21 protein-coding genes are annotated in these 22,372 nt (G+C 68.8%); 10 read left to right on the top strand and 11 right to left on the bottom strand.

Annotated features, from left to right (window positions below):
- The first annotated feature begins 19 nt into the window (after positions 1–19).
- A complete protein-coding gene (locus tag Q9R47_RS03300) occupies positions 20–1,465 on the top strand; it encodes a DUF1501 domain-containing protein (protein ID WP_311231770.1) in 1,446 nt (481 codons plus the stop codon).
- A 42-nt stretch (positions 1,466–1,507) separates the two neighbouring features.
- Here Q9R47_RS03300 and Q9R47_RS03295 read toward each other — a convergent pair whose 3' ends face one another.
- The 5 genes from Q9R47_RS03295 to uvrA all read right to left on the bottom strand — a co-directional run bounded on the left by Q9R47_RS03295 (position 1,508) and on the right by uvrA (position 6,811).
- Positions 1,508–1,933 (bottom strand): hypothetical protein, encoded by a 426-nt coding sequence (locus Q9R47_RS03295; protein WP_311231769.1) that lies wholly within the window; start codon positions 1,931–1,933, stop codon positions 1,508–1,510.
- Entirely contained in the window at positions 1,930–2,346 is a 417-nt protein-coding gene (locus Q9R47_RS03290; protein ID WP_311231768.1) for a hypothetical protein, read from the bottom strand. The genes Q9R47_RS03295 and Q9R47_RS03290 overlap by 4 nt, the downstream gene beginning before the upstream one ends.
- The gene (locus Q9R47_RS03285) at positions 2,336–2,746 is read right to left on the bottom strand and encodes a hypothetical protein (RefSeq protein WP_311231767.1); all 411 of its coding nucleotides are present in this window, start codon (positions 2,744–2,746) and stop codon (positions 2,336–2,338) included. Before Q9R47_RS03285 ends, Q9R47_RS03290 begins: the two co-directional genes overlap by 11 nt.
- Positions 2,746–3,636, bottom strand: coding sequence for a DUF6402 family protein (locus Q9R47_RS03280; protein WP_311231766.1), 891 nt, complete (start codon positions 3,634–3,636; stop codon positions 2,746–2,748). Before Q9R47_RS03280 ends, Q9R47_RS03285 begins: the two co-directional genes overlap by 1 nt.
- 130 nt (positions 3,637–3,766) lie before the next feature.
- Positions 3,767–6,811, bottom strand: coding sequence for an excinuclease ABC subunit UvrA (gene uvrA / locus Q9R47_RS03275; protein WP_311231765.1), 3,045 nt, complete (start codon positions 6,809–6,811; stop codon positions 3,767–3,769).
- A gap of 130 nt (positions 6,812–6,941) precedes the next feature.
- Between uvrA and cysC the strand changes: the two genes are divergently transcribed.
- The 3 genes from cysC to Q9R47_RS03260 all read left to right on the top strand — a co-directional run bounded on the left by cysC (position 6,942) and on the right by Q9R47_RS03260 (position 9,993).
- On the top strand, positions 6,942–7,529 hold the full coding sequence (gene cysC / locus Q9R47_RS03270; protein ID WP_404977088.1) for an adenylyl-sulfate kinase: 588 nt from the start codon (positions 6,942–6,944) through the stop codon (positions 7,527–7,529).
- Between the two features lie 196 nt (positions 7,530–7,725).
- On the top strand, positions 7,726–8,616 hold the full coding sequence (locus tag Q9R47_RS03265) for a ubiquitin family protein (protein ID WP_311231764.1): 891 nt from the start codon (positions 7,726–7,728) through the stop codon (positions 8,614–8,616).
- Between the two features lie 180 nt (positions 8,617–8,796).
- Complete coding sequence (locus Q9R47_RS03260) at positions 8,797–9,993, top strand: MFS transporter (protein WP_311231905.1); 1,197 nt, start codon at positions 8,797–8,799, stop codon at positions 9,991–9,993.
- 62 nt (positions 9,994–10,055) lie between these two features.
- Here Q9R47_RS03260 and Q9R47_RS03255 read toward each other — a convergent pair whose 3' ends face one another.
- The gene (locus tag Q9R47_RS03255) at positions 10,056–11,510 is read right to left on the bottom strand and encodes a chloride channel protein (protein WP_311231763.1); all 1,455 of its coding nucleotides are present in this window, start codon (positions 11,508–11,510) and stop codon (positions 10,056–10,058) included.
- 259 nt (positions 11,511–11,769) lie between these two features.
- Between Q9R47_RS03255 and ssb the strand changes: the two genes are divergently transcribed.
- Together ssb and Q9R47_RS03245 are read left to right on the top strand one after the other, a co-directional pair.
- Positions 11,770–12,342: a single-stranded DNA-binding protein gene (gene ssb, locus Q9R47_RS03250; RefSeq protein WP_311231762.1), complete on the top strand. Its 573-nt coding sequence runs from the start codon at positions 11,770–11,772 to the stop codon at positions 12,340–12,342.
- 262 nt (positions 12,343–12,604) lie between these two features.
- Complete coding sequence (locus Q9R47_RS03245) at positions 12,605–13,354, top strand: hypothetical protein (protein WP_311231761.1); 750 nt, start codon at positions 12,605–12,607, stop codon at positions 13,352–13,354.
- Here the strand turns inward: Q9R47_RS03245 and Q9R47_RS24275 are convergent.
- Both Q9R47_RS24275 and Q9R47_RS03240 read right to left on the bottom strand, forming a co-directional pair.
- On the bottom strand, positions 13,311–13,754 hold the full coding sequence (locus Q9R47_RS24275) for a DUF488 family protein (protein WP_404977087.1): 444 nt from the start codon (positions 13,752–13,754) through the stop codon (positions 13,311–13,313). The two genes, Q9R47_RS03245 and Q9R47_RS24275, sit on opposite strands and share 44 nt — an antisense overlap.
- 167 nt (positions 13,755–13,921) lie before the next feature.
- A complete protein-coding gene (locus tag Q9R47_RS03240) occupies positions 13,922–14,833 on the bottom strand; it encodes a LysR family transcriptional regulator (protein ID WP_311231760.1) in 912 nt (303 codons plus the stop codon).
- Between the two features lie 80 nt (positions 14,834–14,913).
- Between Q9R47_RS03240 and Q9R47_RS03235 the strand changes: the two genes are divergently transcribed.
- Both Q9R47_RS03235 and Q9R47_RS03230 read left to right on the top strand, forming a co-directional pair.
- Complete coding sequence (locus tag Q9R47_RS03235; protein ID WP_311231759.1) at positions 14,914–15,741, top strand: alpha/beta hydrolase; 828 nt, start codon at positions 14,914–14,916, stop codon at positions 15,739–15,741.
- Positions 15,742–15,809: 68 nt separating this feature from the next.
- On the top strand, positions 15,810–16,823 hold the full coding sequence (locus Q9R47_RS03230) for a tripartite tricarboxylate transporter substrate binding protein (protein ID WP_311231758.1): 1,014 nt from the start codon (positions 15,810–15,812) through the stop codon (positions 16,821–16,823).
- Positions 16,824–16,846: 23 nt separating this feature from the next.
- Here Q9R47_RS03230 and Q9R47_RS03225 read toward each other — a convergent pair whose 3' ends face one another.
- Positions 16,847–18,073, bottom strand: a complete 1,227-nt coding sequence (locus Q9R47_RS03225; protein ID WP_311231757.1) for an EAL domain-containing protein — start codon at positions 18,071–18,073, stop codon at positions 16,847–16,849.
- 170 nt (positions 18,074–18,243) lie between these two features.
- Positions 18,244–19,215 carry a LysR family transcriptional regulator gene (locus Q9R47_RS03220; protein ID WP_311231756.1) on the bottom strand — a complete coding sequence of 324 codons (972 nt, stop codon included), beginning with the start codon at positions 19,213–19,215 and terminating at the stop codon, positions 18,244–18,246.
- A 91-nt stretch (positions 19,216–19,306) separates the two neighbouring features.
- Here Q9R47_RS03220 and Q9R47_RS03215 point away from each other — a divergent pair, with 91 nt between their 5' ends.
- The gene (locus Q9R47_RS03215) at positions 19,307–20,236 is read left to right on the top strand and encodes a DMT family transporter (protein ID WP_311231755.1); all 930 of its coding nucleotides are present in this window, start codon (positions 19,307–19,309) and stop codon (positions 20,234–20,236) included.
- A gap of 75 nt (positions 20,237–20,311) precedes the next feature.
- A complete protein-coding gene (locus Q9R47_RS03210) occupies positions 20,312–21,673 on the top strand; it encodes a diguanylate cyclase domain-containing protein (protein ID WP_311231754.1) in 1,362 nt (453 codons plus the stop codon).
- Positions 21,674–21,737: 64 nt separating this feature from the next.
- Here the strand turns inward: Q9R47_RS03210 and Q9R47_RS03205 are convergent, their stop codons facing one another.
- Positions 21,738–21,887, bottom strand: coding sequence for a hypothetical protein (locus tag Q9R47_RS03205; RefSeq protein WP_311231753.1), 150 nt, complete (start codon positions 21,885–21,887; stop codon positions 21,738–21,740).
- Between the last annotated feature and the right edge of the window lie 485 nt (positions 21,888–22,372).

Here is a 22,372-nt window from a genome sequence, read left to right as displayed (position 1 = left end):
CCCTTCCGGAGCCCATCCCATGCCGTTCATCGATCCCGCACGCCACTCGCGCCGCGCCTTCCTGCGCCGCTCGGCCCAGCTCGCCGCCACGGGCGCCGCACTGCCCATGGCCCTGAACCTCGCCGCGATGGGCGAGGCAGCCGCCTTCGAAGCGCAGGACTACAAGGCACTGGTCTGCGTCTTCCTGTTCGGCGGCTGCGACTACGCCAACACCGTCGTGCCCTACGACGGCGCCCGCTACGCGCAGTATTCCGCCATCCGCGGCGGCCACAGCGACGGCACGGCCGGCGGCATCGCGCTCGGGCGCGCGGCGCTGGACGCCACGGTGCTGCGGCCCGCGTCGCCGCTGGCCGGCGGCCTGCAGTACGCGCTGCACCCGGCGATGACCGGCATGGCCGGCCTCTTCAACGCCGGCCGCGCGGCCGTGCAGCTCAACGTCGGGCCGCTGCTGGTGCCGCTCACGCGCGCGCAGTACGCGAGCGGCGACCGGCGCAACTACCCGCTGCCGCCCAAGCTGTTCTCGCACAACGACCAGCAATCGGTCTGGCAGTCGCAGGGCGCCGAAGGCTCCACCGTCGGCTGGGGCGGCAACCTGGGCGACCTCGCGCTGTCGTCCAACGCCACCTCGCTCTTCACCTGCATCTCGGCGAGCGGCAATGCCGTGTTCCTGTCGGGCGACCAGGCGCTGCAATACCAGATCAGCCCGAGCGGCGCCGTGCCCATCAACGGCGTGAAGGGCAACATCTATGGCTCCGCCGCGGTGCGCGGCGTCTTCAGCGAACTGGTGCAGGCCGCCGGCAGCCATGTGCTGGAGGCGGAATACGCACGCGTCACGCAGCGCTCCATCGGCGCGGAAGGCCAGATCTCCGCCGCGCTGGCCAGCGCCAACCTCTCCACCGCCTTCCCCGCGAACAATGCGCTGGCCGACCAGCTCAAGGTGGTGGCGCGGCTGATCGCGGCGCGCGGCGCGCTCGGCACGAAGCGCCAGGTGTTCTTCGTCTCGCTGGGCGGGTTCGATCTGCACGACAACCTCATCGCCACCCAGCCCGCGCTGCTGGACAAGGTGAGCAGCGCCATGACCGCCTTCTACAACGCCACGGCGGAGCTGGGCGTGGCCGACAAGGTCACCGCCTTCACGGCCTCGGACTTCGGCCGCACCCTCACCTCGAACGGCGACGGCTCCGACCACGGCTGGGGCAGCCACCATTTCGTGGTCGGCGGCGCGGTGCGCGGCGCGGCCTTCTACGGCGCGCCGCCACCGGTAAGCGTGGGCAACGGCAGCGGCAGCGAAGACCAGTGGCACGTGGGCCAGGGGCGCCTGCTGCCCAGCACGGCCGTGGACCAGTACGCTGCCACCCTGGCGCGCTGGTTCGGCGTGGCGAACACCGAACTGGCGGGCGTGCTGCCGCGCATCGGGAATTTCGGGGGGTCGGCGTATCCGGTGAATCTGGGGTTCATGGGGTAGCGCCGCACTGCAAGACGGTGGCAGCGCGCGATCACTGCGCTGTCACCGTGCTTCCCGGTCTTGCCGGGCGCCCCGTGCCCAGCGGCGGGTCTCCGCATTCGGGAGGAATGCCTTCGAAAGCACCACGCTGCCTATCATCACTTTGTTGATGGCGACCGGCGCATCGAGAAGCCAATCGAACTGTCCGCCGGACTGCAGGTCCACGACCCGCTCACGCAACAGCTTCTTGAGGGGACACGCGATACAGGCGCACGACATAAGGCATTTCAGGTGGTGGATAAGGCGCGCGAGGATCGATGCCTTGTGAAACTCCAGGCGGTAGACCCCATGGGGACTGTTGTAGCTGTAAGAGAACGACGGGGAAGCCCCATACCAAACGACGGCAACGAAAGCACTCAGTGCCAGACACCAAATGACGCATGGGGCCGCCTTCAAAAAAGGCCATCTGCTGGCCTGCGCAGGGCTCATTGCTTCATGCAAACCAGAAGAGGAGACGGAGGCTCGCATTCGGATCGTAGTTGGTCGAATCGCACGTCTTTGCCGAATTGCACGTCATTGGCACTTCCTGGTGAATCCAGGTTCCAGACAATGGCATCGTTGCGCCAACGGTCCACCACGGGGCTGGTACCCAACAACTTTTGACCGTTCGACTGGTACAACCTGACTACTGAAGGCTCGGCGAAATCTCGGTACATCATCTTTTGGAACCAGGATGCATCGTAGACCTCCAGCCGGTATATATGCAATGGACTGTTGTAACGGTTGTGCAGCGTAGGGGATGAAAGATACCATGCCAGAAAAATTGCCGCGACCAATATCAAGCAGCAGGCAATGCATTGAATTTTTTTTATATCGATCCGATTTGCCATCTTATTTTTCATCTTTCGGACAACCTGGCAATGACTTCTGATTTTTGCATTCAGAAGGTATGTTGTTGAATATCGCATCGCGGCCTACATAAACCATATTAAAATCCAGCGGTGGAGCCGTATGCCAACTGACTTGGGCGGTTCCTCCGCTCATATCCACAACGGGACTCTTACCGAGCAAGCCCCTCGGCTCAATGCGGTAAAGACGCACGACCACAGGCTCGTCCAGTTCGTAATGGATCAGCCGCTGGAGAATGGATGCATGATGGACATCCACCCGATAAGTCATGTGGGGACTATTGTCGCTGAACATAAATTCCTGGAATGACAACCTCCATCCCACCCAAATGATTGCACTGCCTCCCAGCAACCAGAAAAAGCAATGGGTTTTTTTGAAGAATTTAGGCTGCATCACCATTCCAGTTGAACAGAAAAAGGGAGCCGTACACGGTGTACATCCGACAAGACAATGAAGTCCCCACCCCTGCCATGCAAGGCGCGCCAACGGCGGAAATCATGATTTTGCACGAGATAGTTGTGACTCATGATCTGCTCTTCTTTTTCCCGGGCCCATTGCTCCGAAATAGAAATCCGGCGTCCCCAATGAACCCTTTCCACACCTCCGAAGCCCCAGAAACCTAACGGCTGTGAAAGAAAGGAATTTTCCCCGTCGTTGAAATCGTAACTATCTCTTAAATAGAACCCCAACTCATCAATCGCGATTTTTGCTTTCCCTGAACCCTTCGGTGTCACCAATCCTGACACTGCCACTTTGAGCGTTGCCTCTCCCATGGCGCCATAGAAATCGTCCAGGGGATCGCTGAGTTGTCCCAAACCCAGATAGTTCACTTGGCAAGTTGTATCCAGCATCTTTGCAGGCTGCGCTAGGTCTCCGAATCGCCATGTCTGCGTAGCGATGTGGGCCATGCTCTGCTCCCTGACGAGCTTTTTCAATTGCGAAATACCGGCAGGAGTCGCCCACTGGGACTGCAGTTTTGCGATGCCGGCATTCACTCTCGAAAATCCCAGAGCCCAATTCATGGAGACAGTATTTTCGTCCAAATGGGCAGCCTGGAGCACAACGGGGCGGTAGGCCGCCTCTCCTGCTTTCATCTCGCCGGGCATCTCGAACGCCGCCCCCCGAAACCACCGGTCCATCAACGCCGCCGCCACCGGCCATCCCAGGCGCGAGCGCATCACCCCTGGAATGTCATCCAGCTGAAAAAGCCGCACTTTGGGCGGCAGTTTCTTCTCCAGTTGCGCGCGCAGCTGCGCCTGGTCGACACGGACCACTCCACCCATGGAATCCCTCCCTCCGCCATTGCTGGCTGTTTTAGCGGAGCGATTCTATGGAAGAGCTGAACTGCTCAACAGTAGCGGTTCGCCTCGTTACACTGGTAACGACTGCAAAGGCCCGCTATGGGAAACGGCGTTACAAATACCGGGCCAGATACCGCCCCGTGTGGCTTTCCGGGTTCGCCGCCACGTCCTCGGGCGTGCCCTCGGCCACCACGGTGCCGCCGCCCGCTCCGCCCTCGGGCCCCATGTCGATGATCCAGTCGGCGGTCTTGATGACGTCCAGGTTGTGCTCGATCACGACGATGGTGTTGCCCGCGTCGCGCAGCTGGTGCAGCACCTTCAGCAGCAGGTCGATGTCGGCGAAGTGCAGGCCGGTGGTGGGCTCGTCGAGGATGTAGAGCGTGCGGCCGGTGTCGCGCTTCGACAGCTCCTGCGCGAGCTTGACGCGCTGCGCCTCGCCGCCCGAGAGCGTGGTGGCGGCCTGCCCCATGCGGATGTACGACAGGCCCACGTCGAGCAGCGTCTGCAGCTTGCGGGCGATCGCCGGCACGTCCTTGAAGAAGGCGTGCGCGTCTTCCACGGTGAGTTCCAGCACCTGCGCGATGTTCAGGCCCTTCCACTGCACTTCCAGGGTTTCGCGGTTGTAGCGCTGGCCGTGGCAGACGTCGCAGGGCACGTAGACGTCGGGCAGGAAGTGCATCTCCACCTTCACCACGCCGTCGCCCTGGCAGGCCTCGCAGCGGCCGCCGGCCACGTTGAAGGAGAAGCGCCCGGGGCCGTAGCCGCGCTCCTTGGCCGTGTTCGTCTCGGCCATGAGTTCGCGGATGGGCGTGAACAGGCCCGTGTAGGTGGCCGGGTTGCTGCGCGGCGTGCGCCCGATGGGCGACTGGTCGACGTTGATGACCTTGTCGAAGTATTCGATGCCTTCGATGGCTTCGTGCGGCGCGGGCTCCTCGTGCGCGCGGTAGAGCTGGCGGGCCACGGCGGCGTAGAGCGTGTCGTTGACCAGCGTGCTCTTGCCCGAACCCGACACGCCCGTCACGCAGGTAAGCAGCCCCACGGGAAACTCCACGCTCACGTTCTTCAGGCTGTGGCCGGTGGCGCCGACGACGCGCAGCGCCTGCAGGCGCCCCTGCTTCGCGCGGTGCTCGGCCATGCGCTCGGCGCGGCGGCGGCTGGCGTCGGTTTCGGGGAAGCGCGATTTGCCCTTCTTCGCGGGCTCGGGCTCCGCCGCCTCCAGCACCGGCAGCCAGGGCGTGCGGCGGGCGGGCACGGGAATGGTGCGCGCGCCCGAGAGGTACTGGCCGGTGAGTGAATCGGGGTGGGCGCACAGCTCGGCGCTCGTGCCCTGGGCCATCACGCGGCCGCCGTGCACGCCCGCGCCCGGGCCCATGTCCACGCAGTGGTCGGCGGCGCGGATCATGTCCTCGTCGTGCTCGACCACGATCACGCTGTTGCCGATGTCGCGCAGGTGCTGCAGCGTGGCGATCAGCCGGTCGTTGTCGCGCTGGTGCAGGCCGATGCTGGGCTCGTCGAGCACGTACATCACGCCCGTGAGCCCCGAGCCGATCTGGCTGGCCAGGCGGATGCGCTGCGCCTCGCCGCCCGAGAGCGTTTCGGCGCTGCGGTCCAGGCTCAGGTAGTTCAGTCCCACGTCGTTCAGGAAGGTGAGGCGCGTGGCGATCTCGCGCACCACCTTGCCGGCGATCTCGGCCTTGGCGCCCGCGAGCGTGAGCGCTTCGAACCAGGCCAGCGCCTCGGCCAGCGTGGCGTGGCTCACCTCGTAGATCGCGCGCGACTGTTCGCCTTCGCCCACGCGCACGTGGCGCGCCTCGCGGCGCAGGCGGGTGCCGTGGCAATCCGGGCAGGGCTGGGTGCTGCGGTAGCGGGCCAAGTCCTCGCGCACCACGGTCGAATCGGTTTCGCGGTAGCGCCGCGCCATGTTGGGCAGCACGCCTTCGAAGGGATGGTTGCGCACCACCGCCTTGCCCTTGCGGGCGCCGCTGTCGAGGATGTAGCTGAACGCGATCTCCTCCGTGCCCGAGCCGTAGAGCACCGCCTGCTGCACGCGCTGGGGCAGCGATTCGAAGGGCGCCTCCACGTCGAATTGGTAGTGCTTCGCCAGGCTCTCCAGCATGGCGAAGTAGTAGCCGTTGCGCCGGTCCCAGCCCTTGATCGCGCCGCTCGCGAGGCTCAGGGACGGAAAGGCCACCACGCGCGCCGGATCGAACACCTCGTGCTGGCCCAGGCCGTCGCAGGTCGGGCAGGCGCCGATCGGCGAGTTGAACGAGAACAGGCGCGGCTCCAGCTCGGGCAGCGAATAGCTGCACACGGGGCAGGCGAACTTGGAGGAGAACAGGTGCTCCTGCCCGGAATCCATCTCCAGCGCGACCACGCGGCCGTTGGCGTCGCCCGCCTGCTGGCCGATGCGCAGGGCCGCCTCGATGCTCTCCGCCAGGCGCTGCTGCGCGTCGGGGCGCACCTTCAGGCGGTCGATCACCACATCGATGTCGTGCTTCTCCGTCTTTTTGAGCGGCGGAAGCATCTCGTGCTCCAGGATGGCGCCGTCCACGCGGAAGCGCACGTAGCCCAGGCCCTGCATCTGCGCGAAGAGTTCGGTGAACTCGCCCTTCTTGTCGCGCGCCACCGGCGCGAGCACCATGAGGCGCGTGTCCTCGGGCAGGGCCAGCACTGCGTCCACCATCTGGCTCACCGTCTGCGCGGTCAGCGGAAGGCCGTGCTCGGGGCAGTAGGGCGTGCCGGCGCGCGCATAGAGCAGGCGCAGGTAGTCGTGGATCTCGGTCACCGTGCCGACGGTGGAGCGCGGGTTGTGGCTGGTGGCCTTCTGCTCGATGCTGATGGCGGGCGACAGGCCCTCGATCAGGTCGACGTCGGGCTTGTCGAGCCGGCCCAGGAACTGGCGCGCATAGGCCGAGAGGCTTTCCACGTAGCGGCGCTGGCCCTCCGCATAGAGCGTGTCGAACGCCAGGCTCGACTTGCCCGAGCCCGACAGCCCGGTGATCACCACCAGCCGGTTGCGCGGGATGTCGAGGTCGATGTTCTTGAGGTTGTGCGTGCGCGCGCCGCGGATGCTGATGCGGGCCTCGCGCAGGGCGTGCGCCAGGTAGGCCCCTTCGGCGACGGGGCGCGGTTCATCGGAGGCGGTGGGCTCGGTCACTTCGGGGCGTCGGCATGGGGAAACCCACCATGATAGGGGAGGCCGGGCGGCGGCGCCCATGCCCATAATCGAAGCCCATACCGCCGTGCGCCCGCCCCTGCGGGCACCGGTGGCACCGCTGCGCTTCGCCATGAACCATATGCCCCCTCTCCCCGCGGCGCTTCCTGGCCTCCGTGAGGCCGAACGCCCGCAGCGCCCTCCCGCCCGGGCCGTCTGGCTCACCGGCCTCTCGGGCGCGGGCAAGACCACCCTCGCGCATGCGCTGGAGGCCTCGCTGCAGCGCGACGGCCTGCGCGCCTGCGTGCTCGACGGCGACCGCCTGCGGGCCGGGCTGAGCAGCGACCTGGGCTTTACCGATGCCGACCGGGCCGAGAGCATCCGCCGGGCCGCGCACGTGGCGCGGCTGTTCGTGGATGCGGGCATGGTCGCCATCGTGGCGCTGATCTCGCCGTTCCGGGCCGAGCGCGCGGCGGCGCGGGCGCTGTTCGCACCCGGGGATTTCATCGAGGTGTACGTGAACGTGCCGCTGGCCGTGGCGGAGGAGCGCGATCCGAAGGGCCTGTACCGGCGTGCACGCAGCGGCGCGCTGCCGCGCTTCACAGGCATCGATTCGCCCTACGAGCCGCCCGGGGCACCCGTGCTGGAATTGCGCACCGACGTGCTCCCGGTGGCGGAATGCGTGGAACGCCTCCGGGCACGGATGGGTCTGGTGCCATAGCCGCAGCCCCCGCCGCGAGTGCTGTATGCAACGGTGGCGACGCCCGGCGCCGGCCCGGAAACTTCGTAACGCGCCCTTCCCAGGGCACGAGCCTTCCGTCATCATCGGGGGTTACGTTTCCTTACCCGACGGTCACGCCTTCCGCGTTTCCGCTCTCCCTGCATCCCGCCTCGCGGCCGCGTCACCGTTTTCTCCCATGCTTCCCGGTCCTTCCCTCGCATTCCCGCCCTGTGCTTTCCCGTCGCTGCGCCGCGCCTTCGCGCAACTGGCGCTGCTCTGCCTGCTCGCCTTCCCGGCCCAGGGCGCCTGGGCGATGCAGATCTACGTGAAGATGCTGTCGGGCAAGACGATCACGCTGGACGTCGAACCCAGCGACTCGATCGAGAACGTGAAGGCGAAGATCCAGGACGAGGAAGGCATCGAGCCGGAGCAGCAGCGGCTCATCTTCGCGGGCAAGCAGCTGGAGGACGGCCGCACGCTCTCCGACTACAACATCCAGAAGGAATCGACGATCCACCTCGTGCTGCGCGCGAACCCCGCCGTGTTCACGGGCACCTCGGCCACCGGCACGGGCACGATCACGGCCACGCTGTCGGGCCCCGCCGTGGCGGGCGGCTGCCAGTTCGACGCCACCCGGACCGCGTTCGAAGCGCCCTCCGGCGGCCCGGCCGGCGCGCAGTTCCCGCACGGCGTGTTCCGCTTCGTCGCCACCAGCTGCACGGGCAGCGTGACGGTGACGATGCAGTACCCGCAGGCCCTGCCCGACGGTACCCGCTTCATCAAGTTCGGCCCGTCCGGCCCCGGCGCGGACCGCTACACCTGGTTCGAATGGAAGGACGCGCAGATCGCGGGCGACACGATCAGCTTCACGATCACCGACAACGGCGCGGGCGACACCGACCCCACCGTGGGCGTGATCGCCGATCCGGGGGGTCCGGCGCTGCTGGCGGCGCCGGCACCGACCCCGACGCCGACTCCCACTCCGGTTCCTGCGGAGCCCACGCCGGTGCCGGCGCTGTCGCCCGCCGCCCTGGCGCTGCTGGCCGCCATGGCGGCCGTGCTCGGCTGGCGCCAGCGGCGGCGCTGACCGTCCCCGGAACGTCGGGACGGCCTTGCAGGGAGGCCGCCCGCACGTTCTCCCGGCGGCGGCGCGCGCGATGGGCGAGAATCGCCGTCTCCCCACCGCCCGCAACCGCTGACCACTGCCGTGCCGGACTCCCTGCCGCCCCAGCCCGCATCCGGCGCCCCCGCCGCTTCCGCCACCACGATGACGCCGCTCGAGCGGCGCTCCAGCCTGTCGCTGGCGCTCATCTTCGCGCTGCGCATGCTGGGGCTGTTCCTGGTGCTGCCGGTGTTCGCGCTCGAGGCGCGCAAATACCCGGGCGGCGACGACCCCGCCCTGGTGGGCCTGGCCATGGGCATCTACGGGCTCACCCAGGCCGTGCTGCAGCTGCCGCTGGGCATGGCCTCCGACCGCTTCGGGCGCAAGCGGGTCATCGTGCTCGGCCTGCTGGTGTTCGCGGCCGGCAGCCTGCTGGCGGCGCTGGCGGATTCGCTCGGCGGGCTGCTGCTGGGCCGCGCGCTGCAGGGCGCGGGCGCCGTCTCCGCCGCCGTCACGGCCCTGCTGGCCGACCAGACGCGCGACGGCGTGCGCACCAAGGCCATGGCGCTCGTGGGCGGCAGCATCGGGCTGATGTTCGCGGTGGCGCTCGTGGCCGCTCCGCCGCTCGCGGCACGCTTCGGCCTGCCGGGCATCTTCGGGCTGACCTGCGCACTCGCGCTGGCAGGCATCGCCGTGGTGCTCTGGGTGGTGCCGGCCGAGCCCGCGCGCCATGCCGACGCGCCGCGCGGCCGGCTCGCCGATGTGCTGCGCCACCCGGATCTGCTGCGCCTGAATTTCGGGGTGTTCGTCCTGCACACCGTGCAGTTGGCGATGTGGGTGGCCGTGCCCGCGCTGCTGGTGCAGGCCGGCCTGCCCAAGAGCGTGCACTGGCATCTCTACCTGCCCGCCGTGGTGCTCTCGTTCGTGGCCATGGGCGGGCTGTTCGCGCTGGAGCGCGGCGGCCGGCTGCGCGCTGCGCTGCTGGGCGCCATCGGCCTGGTGCTGGTCGTGCAGGCCGGGCTGGGATGGGCCGCCGCCGCAGGCACGCCGCCGGGCCTGTGGGCACTGGGCGGGCTGCTGTTCCTGTTCTTCTGCGGCTTCAACGCGCTGGAGGCGAGCCAGCCCAGCCTGGTCTCGCGCACCGCGCCGCCGGCCGTGCGCGGCGCGGCGCTGGGCACCTACAACACCCTCCAGTCGCTCGGGCTGTTCGCGGGCGGCGCCCTGGGCGGCGCGCTGCTGCGCTGGGGTGGCGCGCCCAGCCTGTTCCTGGTGACCGGCCTGCTCTGCCTCGCCTGGCTGGCGGCCGCCTGGGGCATGCGGCCGGTGCCGCCACAGGCCGGGCGCGGGCGCGGACGGCATTAGGCGGCCGCGGTTCCAGCCGGGCGCAGGGGACTAAAAAAGGTCCGACGGGTCTGAAGGGCTGGTCAGCGGTCCGGCTGCGGTCGGTCCGCCACGGGCGCCTCGGGTGTGTCCGATGCCTCCGTCCATGTTCCTGTTCCTGTTCCCGTTACCGCTCCCGGCCCCGCGTCCGCGGCAGCGTCGGGCGCCGCCTCGGGCAGGTGCGCGGCGCTCAGCATCGACGCGGCCAGGGTCTCGTAGAGCGGCCGCGCCAGCATGCGCGACACGAGGCTGGCCAGCATCGCGGACGACATCAGGCTGAGTACCAGCGCGTGCCCGTCCACCATCTCCATCACGATGATGAAGGCTGTGAGCGGCGCCTGCGTCACCGCCGCCAGGAAGGCGGCCATGCCCATGGCGATCAGGGCCGGCGCGATGGACGGGGCGATGTCGCTCCCGGCCAGCAGCGCCACGTTGTGGCCCACGCCCGCCCCGATCGAGAGCGATGGTGCGAAGATGCCGCCCGGCACGCCCACCCAGGCCGAGAGCCAGGTGGCGATGAACTTGAGCGTGACGTAGAAGGCCGGCACGTCCGCCTCGCCGGCCAGCATGTGCTTCACGGCCTCGGAGCCGGCCCCGAAGGTCGCCCCGCCCGTGGCGAGGCCGATCACCGCGATCGCCAGCCCGCCGCCCGCCGCGAAACGGACCGGCCAGCGCGCGCGCCAGCGGTTGAAGCGGTCCGGCGCGCCGGTGAGCGACGCGGCCATCAATTTGGCGAACAGGCCGCCCAGCACGCCGCAGGCCAGCGAGACGGCCAGGCCCGGCAGCAGCGCCTCCCAGCCCAGCCGCGGCACCTGGATGCGCCCGAAATAGCTCAGGTTGCCGAACGCCGACACCCCCATCAAACCCGCCAGCACGATGGCCGCGATGATCAGCCCGCTGCTGCGGGATTCGAGCTTGCGCGAGAGTTCCTCGATCGCGAACACCACGCCCGCCAGCGGCGCGTTGAAGGCCGCGGCGATGCCCGCCGCCCCGCCGGCCACCAGCAGCCCGTGCGCGGTGATGCCCGAGCGCGGGCCGAACCAGCGGCGCGCGTGGTGCATGATCCCGGCCGCCACCTGCACCGACGGCCCCTCGCGCCCGATCGAGAGGCCCGCCATGAAGCCCGCGCTGGACAGCAGGATCTTGGCCACCGACAGCCGCAGGGAGACGAAACGGCCCCGCTGCGGCACCGTGAGCCCCGGCTCCAGCGCCGCGATCACCTGCGGGATGCCCGAACCGGCCGCGCCCGGCGCCCAGCGCCGCGTGACCCAGACCACCGCCGCGGTGATCGCGGGCGTCCAGAGCAGCACGGCCCAGCCGCCGCCCCAGTGGTGGACGCGCTCGAAGATGCCGAAGGCCCATTCCGCCAGCATGGTGAAGGCCACCACGCTGAGGCCGGCCACCACCGCATAGGCCAGCACGATGCTGCGCTCCAGCCAGCGCCGGCCGTCGCGCAGTTCCGAGCGCAGGTTGTCCAGGAAATCGGGTTCTCGTTGCATGGCGGGGATGGAGGGATGCCGCGCCGCGGAGGCCCGGTACGGGGCGGACATCGCCGCAAGGGTTCGCGGTGTGCGCGGCAGGAGACCATTGTGGCACTCCCGGCGGGGCGGCCGGGCAGGCCGTACGGACGGGCGAAAGCAGTCACGCACGGCCCGGCCGCTTGGGGCACAATCCCCGCTCCCTCTTCGCGGCGCCCCCGTGGCCGCCGCGCAGGCCGTAGTGCCTTTCCTCCACCATTCTCTACAGGCCCCTCACACCATGGCATCCGTCAACAAAGTCATCATCGTCGGCAATCTCGGGCGCGATCCCGAAATGCGCACCTTCCCGAGCGGCGACCAGGTCGCCAACGTCACCATCGCCACCACCGACCGCTGGCGCGACAAGAACACCGGCGAGAACAAGGAAGCTACCGAGTGGCACCGCGTCGTCTTCAATGGCCGCCTGGCCGAGATCGTGGGCCAGTACCTGCGCAAGGGCTCCCAGGTCTACGTCGAAGGCAGCCTGCGCACCCGCAAGTGGACCGACCAGTCGGGCCAGGAAAAATTCACGACGGAAATCCGCGCCGACACCATGCAGATGCTCGGCAGCCGCCAGGGCATGGGCGGCGGCCAGGGTAGCGGTGCCGGCGGTGGCTATGACGACGGCGGCTATGGCGGTGGCGACGACGGCTACGGTGGCGGCAACAGCGCACCGGCGCCCGCGCGGCGCCCTGCGCCCCAGGCGGCCGCGCCGCGCCCGGCACCGGCGCCTCGTCCTGCTCCAGCCCCAACGGCGCAGGCGCCGCGCGCGGCGTCGGGGTTCGACGACATGGACGACGATATTCCGTTCTGAGCCGCAGACACCGCCGCGCCGGCATGGCCGGCAGCACAGAGCCCCGCACGCCATTGGCCTGTGGGGCTTTTTTCCATTGTTGAATTTATATTGATATTGATTTCTGCTTATGCGTTGACCTACACCTGCCAAGAGTACCCGCAATACACTGCACAGGTAGAAAAGGGGATTCGATGGCGACGTTCCGTGAGCGGGTTCTGATTCTCTGTAAAACCTATCCTTCGCCCAGCGCAACTATTCAGAGACATCTTGTGTTGCAGGCATGACGGAAGCCGGCGCCCTCATCCGCCTTTTTCCGGTACCGTTCCGGCTTATCGCAGACGATCAGCAGTTCCGCAAATGGCAGTGGATCAGGGTGTTGATGGAAAAATCGCGGGACGATCACCGCCCGGAGAGCCACCGCATCTACATCGACAAGATCGAATGCGACACCGACCCGCTGCCATCAGGAAAGGAAGGCTGGCGATGCCGCATGGAGCTTCTGCGAAAAGTTCCTATCCATGATGACTTCGCCAAGGCGGAACATGTTCGCCAGCGAACCGACGGTTCATTGGCGATGGTGCGGCCGGCGCGAATTCTCGGCCTGGACATACGGCCCGCCAGGAATCCCGAGTGGACACCCGAGGAGCCCGCCAAGCTGACCCAGATGCAGCGGCAATCCAATCTTTTCCCCGACGAAGAAGAGACCCACAGGCAGGTGGCCTTGCTGCAGAAGATTCCGTTCGACTTCTACTATCGCTATGAGTGCATGGTCGATGACCAGCGCACCGTCTACTGTCACAAACTGGTGGACTGGGAGGTCGGCGCGCTCTACAGGAGGCTTCTCAAACAGCACGGCGCTGCTGGCTGGGAAGCCCCATTCCGGGAGAAATACGAAAGACAACTTCCCTCTCGCGACCTGATCCTGCTGATGGGCACCATGCACCGGTTTCCCGACCAGTGGCTCATCATCAGTGTGATATGCCCGCCTAAGCTGCAGCCTGAAACACCGAATCAGCCTGGGCTGTTCTAGCCATCAGATGCACGATCGGCGGGCCTCCCAGCTTGCGGGCAGCTCTTGCAACATATGTGCGGTGGCACATCGCGTAATCGGACTCGAAGCAGACGAGACAAGCCTGCGTCGCCTTGGCCAATCTGGCCAATTCGCGTACTGTGGCTTCTTGCGTTCCGAGGTACGCCAGGAATGACCGTGTATAAGCCTCCCAGTCACGGCTCGCTTTGTAGGGGTCGCGGATGTCCTTGGGACAACCCAGGACAGGCATGTGGAAATATCCAATGCCCGCTTGGGAAAGCACTTCACGGAACGCTGTCTTGGAGAAACCCTTTTTCCGAGAAAGCGGGAGCTCCCGTACATCCACAACGGCCTGGACCTCTGCACTGGACAATCTATCGATGAAGGCGCGGATATCCATACCTTCGTACCCGATGGTATGGAGACTTTTCGAAGGGCGGCTCATCATGGGCACGAGTGTACCCACCCGCCCGGCTTCCCTTTGAGGTATCGGCGACCCAGCAGTCGCCGCGACAGATACAGACCGGCTCCAGACGGGACGGTCCGACCGGCCTGCGAAACAAAGTCCTAGACCGCCTGCAACCCCTCCGCATGCTCCAGCAACCGCTCCCGCATCGCCTGCGCGGCCGGGCTGAGCGACTGGCCCGCCAGGCGCAGGATGCCCAGCCGGCGCTCGCGCCGGGGCGCCACCAGGGGCACGAAGGCCAGCCGGTCGGACAGCATGGCGGGCACGCCCAGGCGGGCCAGTACCGTGACGCCCACGTTGGCCTCCAGCAGCGCCAGCATGGTCAGCATGGTGCTGACCTGCAGCACCGGCGCCTGCAGCCAGCGGGCCTGCTCGGGCCAGGCGGCCAACTGGTGGTGGGCGGTGGTGCCGAGCAGGGGCAGCCCCTGCAGTTCATCCCAGCGCAGTTGGCGGCGCCGCGCCAGCGGGTGGCGGCGGCTGCACACGAGGCCGAAGGCGTCGTCCGCCAGGGGCTCGAACACGATCTCCGGCGCCTCCGACACGAGGCTGCCGACGCCGAAGTCCACCTCGCCGTCCCGCACCATGCGCTCCACGTTGCGCGAGTTGTCGTCCAGCAGGCGCACGGCCACGCCGGGGTGGTCCCGCAGGTAGCCGCTCACCAGTTCCGGCAGCCAGTTGCCGGCGAGTGCGGCGATGGCCGCCACGGTGAGCGTGCCCCGGTCCTTGCGCACGAAAGCCGACACCGCCGCGGCCGTGCGGTCGTGGTGGAGCACCAGCTCGCGCAGGAACGGCAGGCACTGCCGGCCCAGGGGCGTGAGCACGGAGCGCCGGCCCGGCTCCAGCAGCGCTCCGCCCAGGCGCTCTTCCAGCGCCCGGATCGACTTGCTGATCGCCGGCTGCGTGCGGAAGGCCTTGTCCGCCGCGGCCTGGAAGCCGCCATGCTCGGCCACGAGCAGGAAATGGCGCACCTGGGCGACGGGTAGCTCGGGCAGCCACGGGGAGGGGGAGGCCATGGGGTTTGATTCCTCTTGCTTATCAACGGATGAAAATTATTCCCTATCCACATCGATGGCGGCTGCCTACGATGGCCGCCATGCCCCCGCTGCCCGTCTTCCGCCCCCCCGCCCTCGACGCCTGCGGCACGCCGCCCCTGCCGGCAGCGCCCCTGGGCGCGATCGACTGGCGCGCGCTGCGCGGGCCGCTGCTGGTGGCCCTGCCCGGCGCGGGCTGCTCGCCGGCCGTGTTCGGCGGCCTGCATGCCCCGGGGTGGACGGTGCAGCCCGTGGACTGGGCCGAGCCGCCGCACAGCCCCCATTCCTGCGATCCGCGCGAGGTGGCGCGGCGGCTGGCCGATGCCCTGCGCCCGCGGGTGCAGGAGGGCGATGCCAGCCCGGTGGTGCTGCTGGGCTATTCCGTCGGCGGTGTGCTGGCCCTGCTGACCGCGCTGCAGCCCGGGATGCCGGTGGCCGGCGTGGTGGCGGGCAATACCGGCGCGCACAGCAGCCGCCACGGCGATCCGGGCTTCGCCCGGCGGGTGCGCGAGCACTGGTCCGCGCAGGCCCGGCAGGATTTCCTGCGCACCTGCTTCGCCCATACGCCGCCGGCACCGCTGTTCGCGCAGCTGTGCGCCTATCTGGAACACCTTCCGCCCGCCGCGCTGCTGCAGAGCATCGAGGGCCTGCGCGCCGTGGACCTGCGCCCGCTGCTGCCCGCGCTGCAGTGCCCGGTGCTGGTGGTGCACGGGGAGCAGGACACGCGCCGCAGCGTGGCCGATGCCAGGGAACTGGCGGCCTGCCTGCCCTCGGCGCAATTGCGCTTGCTGCCCGGCGGCCACACGCCCATGGTGGACTGCCTGCCGCACTACCTGCAGGCGCTCCATCCCTTCCTGGCCGCACTCACCGGCCCGCCGGCACGGGCGTGACGACCCCCAGGCACCCGCCCGCCGCCCCCCTCCAAGACCAGAAACACAGCCCCCCAGGAGACACATCCATGCGCCGCACCGCCCCCTCCACCCCACCGCAGCCCCACCGCCGCGCGCTGCTGCGCGGCCTTGCCAGCCTGCCGCTCGCCACGCTGGCCCTGCCCGCTGCGCGCGCGGCGGATGCCCCGTGGCCGGGCGCGCGGCCCATCAGCCTGATCGTGCCGTCCGCCGCGGGCGGTGCCGCGGATTTCGTGGCGCGCACCTTCGCCAGCCACGTGCCGCGCACGCTGCCGCAGGCCACCGTGGTGGTGGACAACCGCCCCGGCGCCGCGGGCATCCTGGGCGCGCTGGCCGCGAAAGGCGCGGCGCCGGACGGCTACACCTTCCTGCTCACCAGCAATTCCACGCACGCCGCCAATGTCAGCCTGTACCGCCAGCTGCGCTACGACCCGCTCAAGGATTTCGTGCAGGTCGGCATGTTCGGCCGTTTCAGCTCGGTGCTGCTGGTGCGCGCCGACGCGCCCTACCGCAGCCTCCAGGAACTGGTGGCGGCCGCGCGCGCGAAGCCCGGCTCGCTGAACTACGGCTACTACAGCTCGTCGTCCCAGGTGCCGGCCGAGCTGCTGCGCGTGCTCGCCGAGTTGCGCTACCAGGGGGTGTCGTACAAGTCGGTCACGCAGATCCTCACGGACCTGATGGGCGGGCAGCTGGATTTCGTGTTCATCGACACGCTCTCGGCAGCGCCCGCGCTGCAGAACGACCGGCTGCGCCCGATCGCCGTCACCAGCCCCCGGCCGCTGCCGTCGCTGCCCCAGGTGCCGCCCGCCAGCTCCGTCGTGCCCGGCCTGGAGCTGCAGGGCTGGTTCGGGCTGGCCGCGCCGGCCGGCACGCCGGCCGCGGCCGTCGAGGGCATGGGACGCGCGCTGCAGCAGGCCATGGCGGACCCCGCCGTGCAGCAGGCCTATGCGGCACGCGGTTTCGAGAACCAGTGGCGCTCCGGCCCGGACCTGCAGCGCTTCATCCAGGAAGACATCCGCCGCTGGGCCCAGTGGGTGGAGATGGCCGGCATCGAGCGGATGTAGGCCGCGGGGGCCGGCGGCCGCCCTCAGCCGCCGCGCGCGGCCAGGATGGCGTCCTGCAGCGCCAGCGGCCGGGCGAGGTAGTAGCCCTGGGCGAAGTCCACGCCGAGCTGGCCGAGGGCGTCCAGTTCGGAGGCCTCCTCCACGCCCTCCGCGACGATCAGGCTGCCGATCTCGTGCGCGAAGCTGATCAGGCCCTTGGCCAGCGCCCGGCGATGGCGGTCGCGGTCGATGGATTGCGTGATGCTCATGTCGAGCTTGATGACCTCCGGCTGCAGCTGGAGGATGTGGCGCATGCTGGAATAGCCCGCGCCCGCATCGTCCACGGCCAGGCGGGTGCCGCGCGCGCGCAGCGGCTGCAGGGCCCGGGCCAGCGCCGCGTAGTCGCTGACGGCGGCATGCTCGGTCACCTCCAGCACGATGCGGGACACGTCGGTTCCTTCTTCCAGGAGCGCCTGCAGCCTGCCCGACAGGATGAAGTCCGGCGAGCAGTTCACGTTGAACAGGAGGCCGGCGGGAAAGCAGTGCAGCGACGACAGCGCCGTGCGGATGGCGTGCAGTTCCAGCTCCATGCCCAGCCCCACGCCGTGGGCCGCGATGAACCACTGGTCCGGCGGGCGCACGGGCTCCATGTCGAACCGGGACAGGCACTCGAAGCCATGGAGGCTGCGCCGCGCGATGTCGTAGACGGGCTGGAAGACAATGCGCAGGCGGCCCTCCTGCATGGCGGTGCGGACACTGCGCGCGACGGTTTCCCGTTCCTTCTCGCGCCGCGCCGCCGCGTCGAAGTAGAAGCCGAGGAACTCGGCGAAGGCGCGCAGCACGTCCATGTCGCGTTCCGTGAGGGCCGCGACCGGCCGATAGCTGAAGCAGCACAGCGTGCCGAAGAGCCGGCCGTCTTCGAGCACGATGGGCGTGCTGAGGTGCGAGCCGATGGGGATGGCCGCGGTCTCGGGGATGTCGCGGGCCGCGGGCACGCAGGACGTGTCGGGGATGTATTGCGGCAATTCGCCCCGCATCACCTTCTGGCAGTAGCCGCTCTCGAGCGGTATCACCTGCCCGGGCTGGAGCACGCAGTCGACGTCGCCGTCGACGTAATCGAGCACCCGGTCGTTCTCCCGGAACCGGGAGATGAAGGCCACGTCCATGGAAAGGTGCCGGCGGACCACCTGGAGGACGCGCTCGAGCCCCGCTGCGCTGACGGAATGCGCGAAAAACGGAGCCAACGGATCGGAATAGATCGCCGTCGCCATGTGCATCCTTTTCTGCCTGGGGCAGCCCAAGGCGGCGCCCCGCCCTCCGGGACGCCGGATTTTCGGGGACGAACGCTCGCGCCCACCGATGCAGCCCTCTCTCCTCGCCCGTAGTTTACGGTCGAACCTCCTGCGCGGCCAGCCCGGCCCGGGTGGACCCGCTTGCGCAATCACGTTCCGGCGGAGCCCAATGCAGCGACGAGGTGGTCGATCAGCACCCGCAGCTTCGGCGGCAGGTGCCGGGACGCGGGAAACAGCAGATAGGCCGTGCCCTGGTAGTGGCTGGCGACGGTCCATCCGGAAAGCAGCCGCACCACCCGCCCGGCCTGCAGCGCGTCGCGCGCGACGAAGTCCGGCACGCAGCCCACGCCCAGCCCCGCCTCGATCGCCGCGAGGCGCATCTCGCTGTGGTTGACGGCATAGCGGCCATACACCGTCACGTCCACCGTGCCGTCGTTTTCGCCATCGCCATCGCCATCGCCGCCGTGGGAGGCTCCGCCTGCGCGGCGGGCGAAGCGCCAGAGGCTGTCGCCCGCCTGCTCGCCGAGCGGCAGGCAGCGGTGTGCCGCCAGGTCTTCCGGGCGGAGGATCGGGCGCCCGGACGACGCCAGGTAGGCCGGGCTGGCGAGCACCCACTGCCGCACGGACATCAGCGCGCGCGCGGCCATGCCCGGCGGCGGATCGTCGGTCATGCGCACGACGAGATCGACCCCCTCGCGCAGCGCATCCACCGGGCGGTCGTCCACCAGCAGATGCAGATCCACCTCGGGGCAGGCGCGCAGGAAGGCCAGCAGCGGTTCGTGCAGCACATGGCGCGCGAAGGCCTTCGGCGCGCTCAGGCGCACCAGCCCGCGGGGCCCACCCACATGGCCCTCGGCGACGCGCAGCGTGGCCTGGGCGGCCGCCACCAGCGCGCGCCCGCGCTCCAGCACCTCGCGCCCGGCCTCCGTCAGGTGCAGCTGACGGGTGGTGCGCCGCAGCAGCGAGACGCCCAGGGCCTTCTCCAGCCGGGCGACCTGCCGGCTCACGGCGGAGGGCGTCAGCCCGTGGCGCCGCGCGGCCGCGGAGAAGCTGCCCGCCTCCGCCACGCGCACGAAGGCCACGAGTTCATGCACCACTTCCAGGAAATCATCTGTTCTCACCGTGCACAGCTCCTGTTCTCCCGCGCAGTCTAGTCAACGCCGCCACGCGCGGCGAACAATGCTCGTCCACAGCAAGACCATGGGAACACCGATGCAGACAGGCGGGATGCAGGATTTCGGGAGCGCGCGCGCCGGGCACCGGCCGGCGCTCGGCCCGGTCGAAGGACTGCTGCTCCTGGTGGCCGTGATCTGGGGCGGCAGCTACAGCGCCGCCAAGATCGCCACCGGCGAGGTGCCCGTGGTGCAGTTCCTGGTGCTGCGCTTCGGCCTCACCTTCCTGCTGCTGCTGCCGGCGCTGCGCGGGCTGGCGGGGGCCGCATGGCCGGCGGCGCTCGCGGGCGCTTCGCTGCTGGGCATCAACCTGCTGGCGATCTTCGTGTGCGAGACCTTCGGCGTCTCGCTGACCACCGCCTCGAACGCGGCCTTCCTGATCAGCCTGTGCGTGGCCTTCACGCCGCTGTGCGAATGGTGGCTGCTCGGAGAACGGCCTAGCCGCGCGGTGCTCGCGGCGGCGGGCCTGTCGCTGCTGGGGGCGGGGCTGCTGGCGTTCCAGCACGGCGGCCGGTCCGGCCTGGCCTGGGGCGACGGCCTCATGGTGATGGCGGCCTTCCTGCGGGGCGTGATGGTCTGCCTCACGCGGCGCCACGGCCAGCGCCACGGTCTGCCCGCGCTCACGGTGACGGCGGTGCAGATGGGCGTGATGGCGCTGGGCTCGGGGCTGCTCATGCTGGCCGTGCACGGCCCCGTCTGGCCGCCGCTGCCGCGCAGCCTGCCGTTCTGGGGGGCCATGGCCTTCCTGGTGCTGCTGTGCACGCTGTTCGCGTTCTTCGTGCAGAACCATGCGGCATCGCGCACCAGTCCCTCGCGCGTGGCGCTGCTCATGGGCAGCGAACCGCTGTGGGGGGCGCTGATCGCGGTGCTGTGGATGGGCGAGCGGATGGCGGTGCAGGGCTGGGTCGGCGGACTGCTGATCGTAGTTTCCGCGTGGTGGGTGACGCGCAGGCCCGCGGGCGGGGGCTGACCGGCCCGGCTGTGGGCCCAGCACCACGGCATCGCGGCACAATGGGTCACCCGCCCAGAGCACCCTGCCCGCCCCATGCAACGCATTTCGTCCCTGAACATCGTGGACCTGCTGCTCGATGCGGTGTGCATCGTCGAACCGGACAGCACCATCATCTTCGTGAGCCCCGCCTTCGAGCGCATCTTCGGCTACGCGCCGCAGGAAGTGACGGGCAAGCGCATGCTCGACATGGTGCATCCCGACGACCTGCCCGCCACCCAGGACCAGGTGCAGCACATCACCGGCGGCCAGCTCCAGCTCCACTTCGAGAACCGCTACATCCGCAAGGACGGGCGCATCGCCCACATCCGCTGGACGGCGCGCCGGCTGGAGGAGCACAACGTGCGCCTGGCCGTGGCGCACGACATCACCGAGCGCAAGTCCACCGAGGCACTGCAGGCGGCCATCTACGGCATCTCGGAAGCGGCCCACACCGAGCAGACGCTGGAGTCGCTGTGCAGCCGCATCCACCAGATCATCGGCAGGCTGCTGCCGGCCCCCAATCTCTCCGTGGCGCTGTACGACGTCCTGGCGCAGACCCTGAGCTTTCCGTACCACGCCGACGAACACCACCCTCCCGCACCGCCCTCCCTGCCGCTGGCCGAAGCGCCGCTGCACGCCGAGGTGATCCGCACCGGCCGCACGCTGCTGCTCACGCCCGGCGCCGCAGAGGCGCACGGATCGCCCTGGCCAGAGCATGGGGCACCCGCGCCACGGCCCCATTCGTGGCTGGGCGTGCCGCTGCAGACGCGCCAGGGCGTCCTGGGCGTGCTGGTGCTGCAGGGGTACTCGGAGCAGTCGCACTACACCGACAAGGACAAGGAACTGCTGCAGTTCGTCTCCACCCAGGTGGCGGCGGCCGTGGAACGCAAGCAGACGCTGGAACGCCTGCGGCAGATGGCCCAGTACGACCAGCTCACCCGCCTGCCCAACCGGCAGCTGTTCCTGGACCGCCTGCACACCGCGCTGGCGCGGGCCCGGCGCGACGGCAAGCGGCTGTCGCTGCTGTTCATCGACCTGGACCGCTTCAAGGAGGTCAACGACACGCTGGGCCATGCCGCGGGCGATCTGCTGCTGCAGCGCGTGGCGCAGCGCCTGCTGGAATGCGTGCGCGCCTCCGACACGGTGGCCCGGCTGGGCGGAGACGAGTTCGTGGTGCTGGTCGAAGGCGTCCACTCCGCCGAACAGGCCGGCAGCACGGCCGAGAAGATCCTGGCCGCCTTCGGCGAGGCGTTCGACCTGGGGGGCCACCGCCGGCACATCCTGCCCAGCATCGGCGTGTCCATCTATCCCGACCACAGCGACGAGGAGCACGGCCTGCTGGTGCACGCCGACGGGGCGATGTACCGGGCGAAGAAAAGCGGCGGCAACCGCATCTGCATCGCGTCCTCTCCGTGAGCCCGCCGGCGTCAGCGGCGTGGGCGCAGGCGAGCCGCCCGCCGTGGCAGCCCTCCCGAACCGGTCAGCAGATGTTCCCGGCCTTGCTTTTGCCGCTGCCCAGATCGAAGCCGACATAGCAGCTGTGCTTGCCGGACCGGCTGCGGTAGCAGGTCAAGTCGTTTTTCTGGCGCATCCGTTCACCGGGCTCGGAGGGGCACAGGTTGGGGGACATCAGGCCCCATCTGCGCGAACATCTGCCGGGCTGCTTCCTTGTCGATCCGTATGGATAGGCTGGCACCGGATGATCCCGCCGGGCGGGGCTCGCTCAATTCTCCGGAATACAGTTCATACGCGCCTGCAAGCGGCTTGTATTGGAACCTCCATTCGTCGGAATGCACTTGTAGAAAATTCAGCAGGCTGGAATGGCAATACTGGCCGGCGCCATTGCCGGGCGTGCCATAGTTGTACCATCCTGAGGCAATGCCATGTCGCAAGGTGCATGGACGGCGCCATGCATTCAATATGGAGGCTGGCGATTCTATGGAGGCAAATATCCGAATGGCTGAGACCGGATATTAAATTTCGTTGATTGGCGAATAAATTTTGGTATGACTGCTGCTCCCGCAAGCAGGCCTGCGTGTCCCATGCGGCATGGCAGATCTCCTACCTTCGTTCACGCCGCGTACCCACTGTCCCTCGACGCCAGCTGCGGGAAGC

Origin of the sequence: Acidovorax sp. PRC11, assembly GCF_031844105.1 — a bacterium.
GTDB lineage: Bacteria > Pseudomonadota > Gammaproteobacteria > Burkholderiales > Burkholderiaceae_C > Paracidovorax.
Note: the sequence above shows the minus strand (reverse complement) of the source record. Positions and strands in the feature narration are given on the sequence as shown.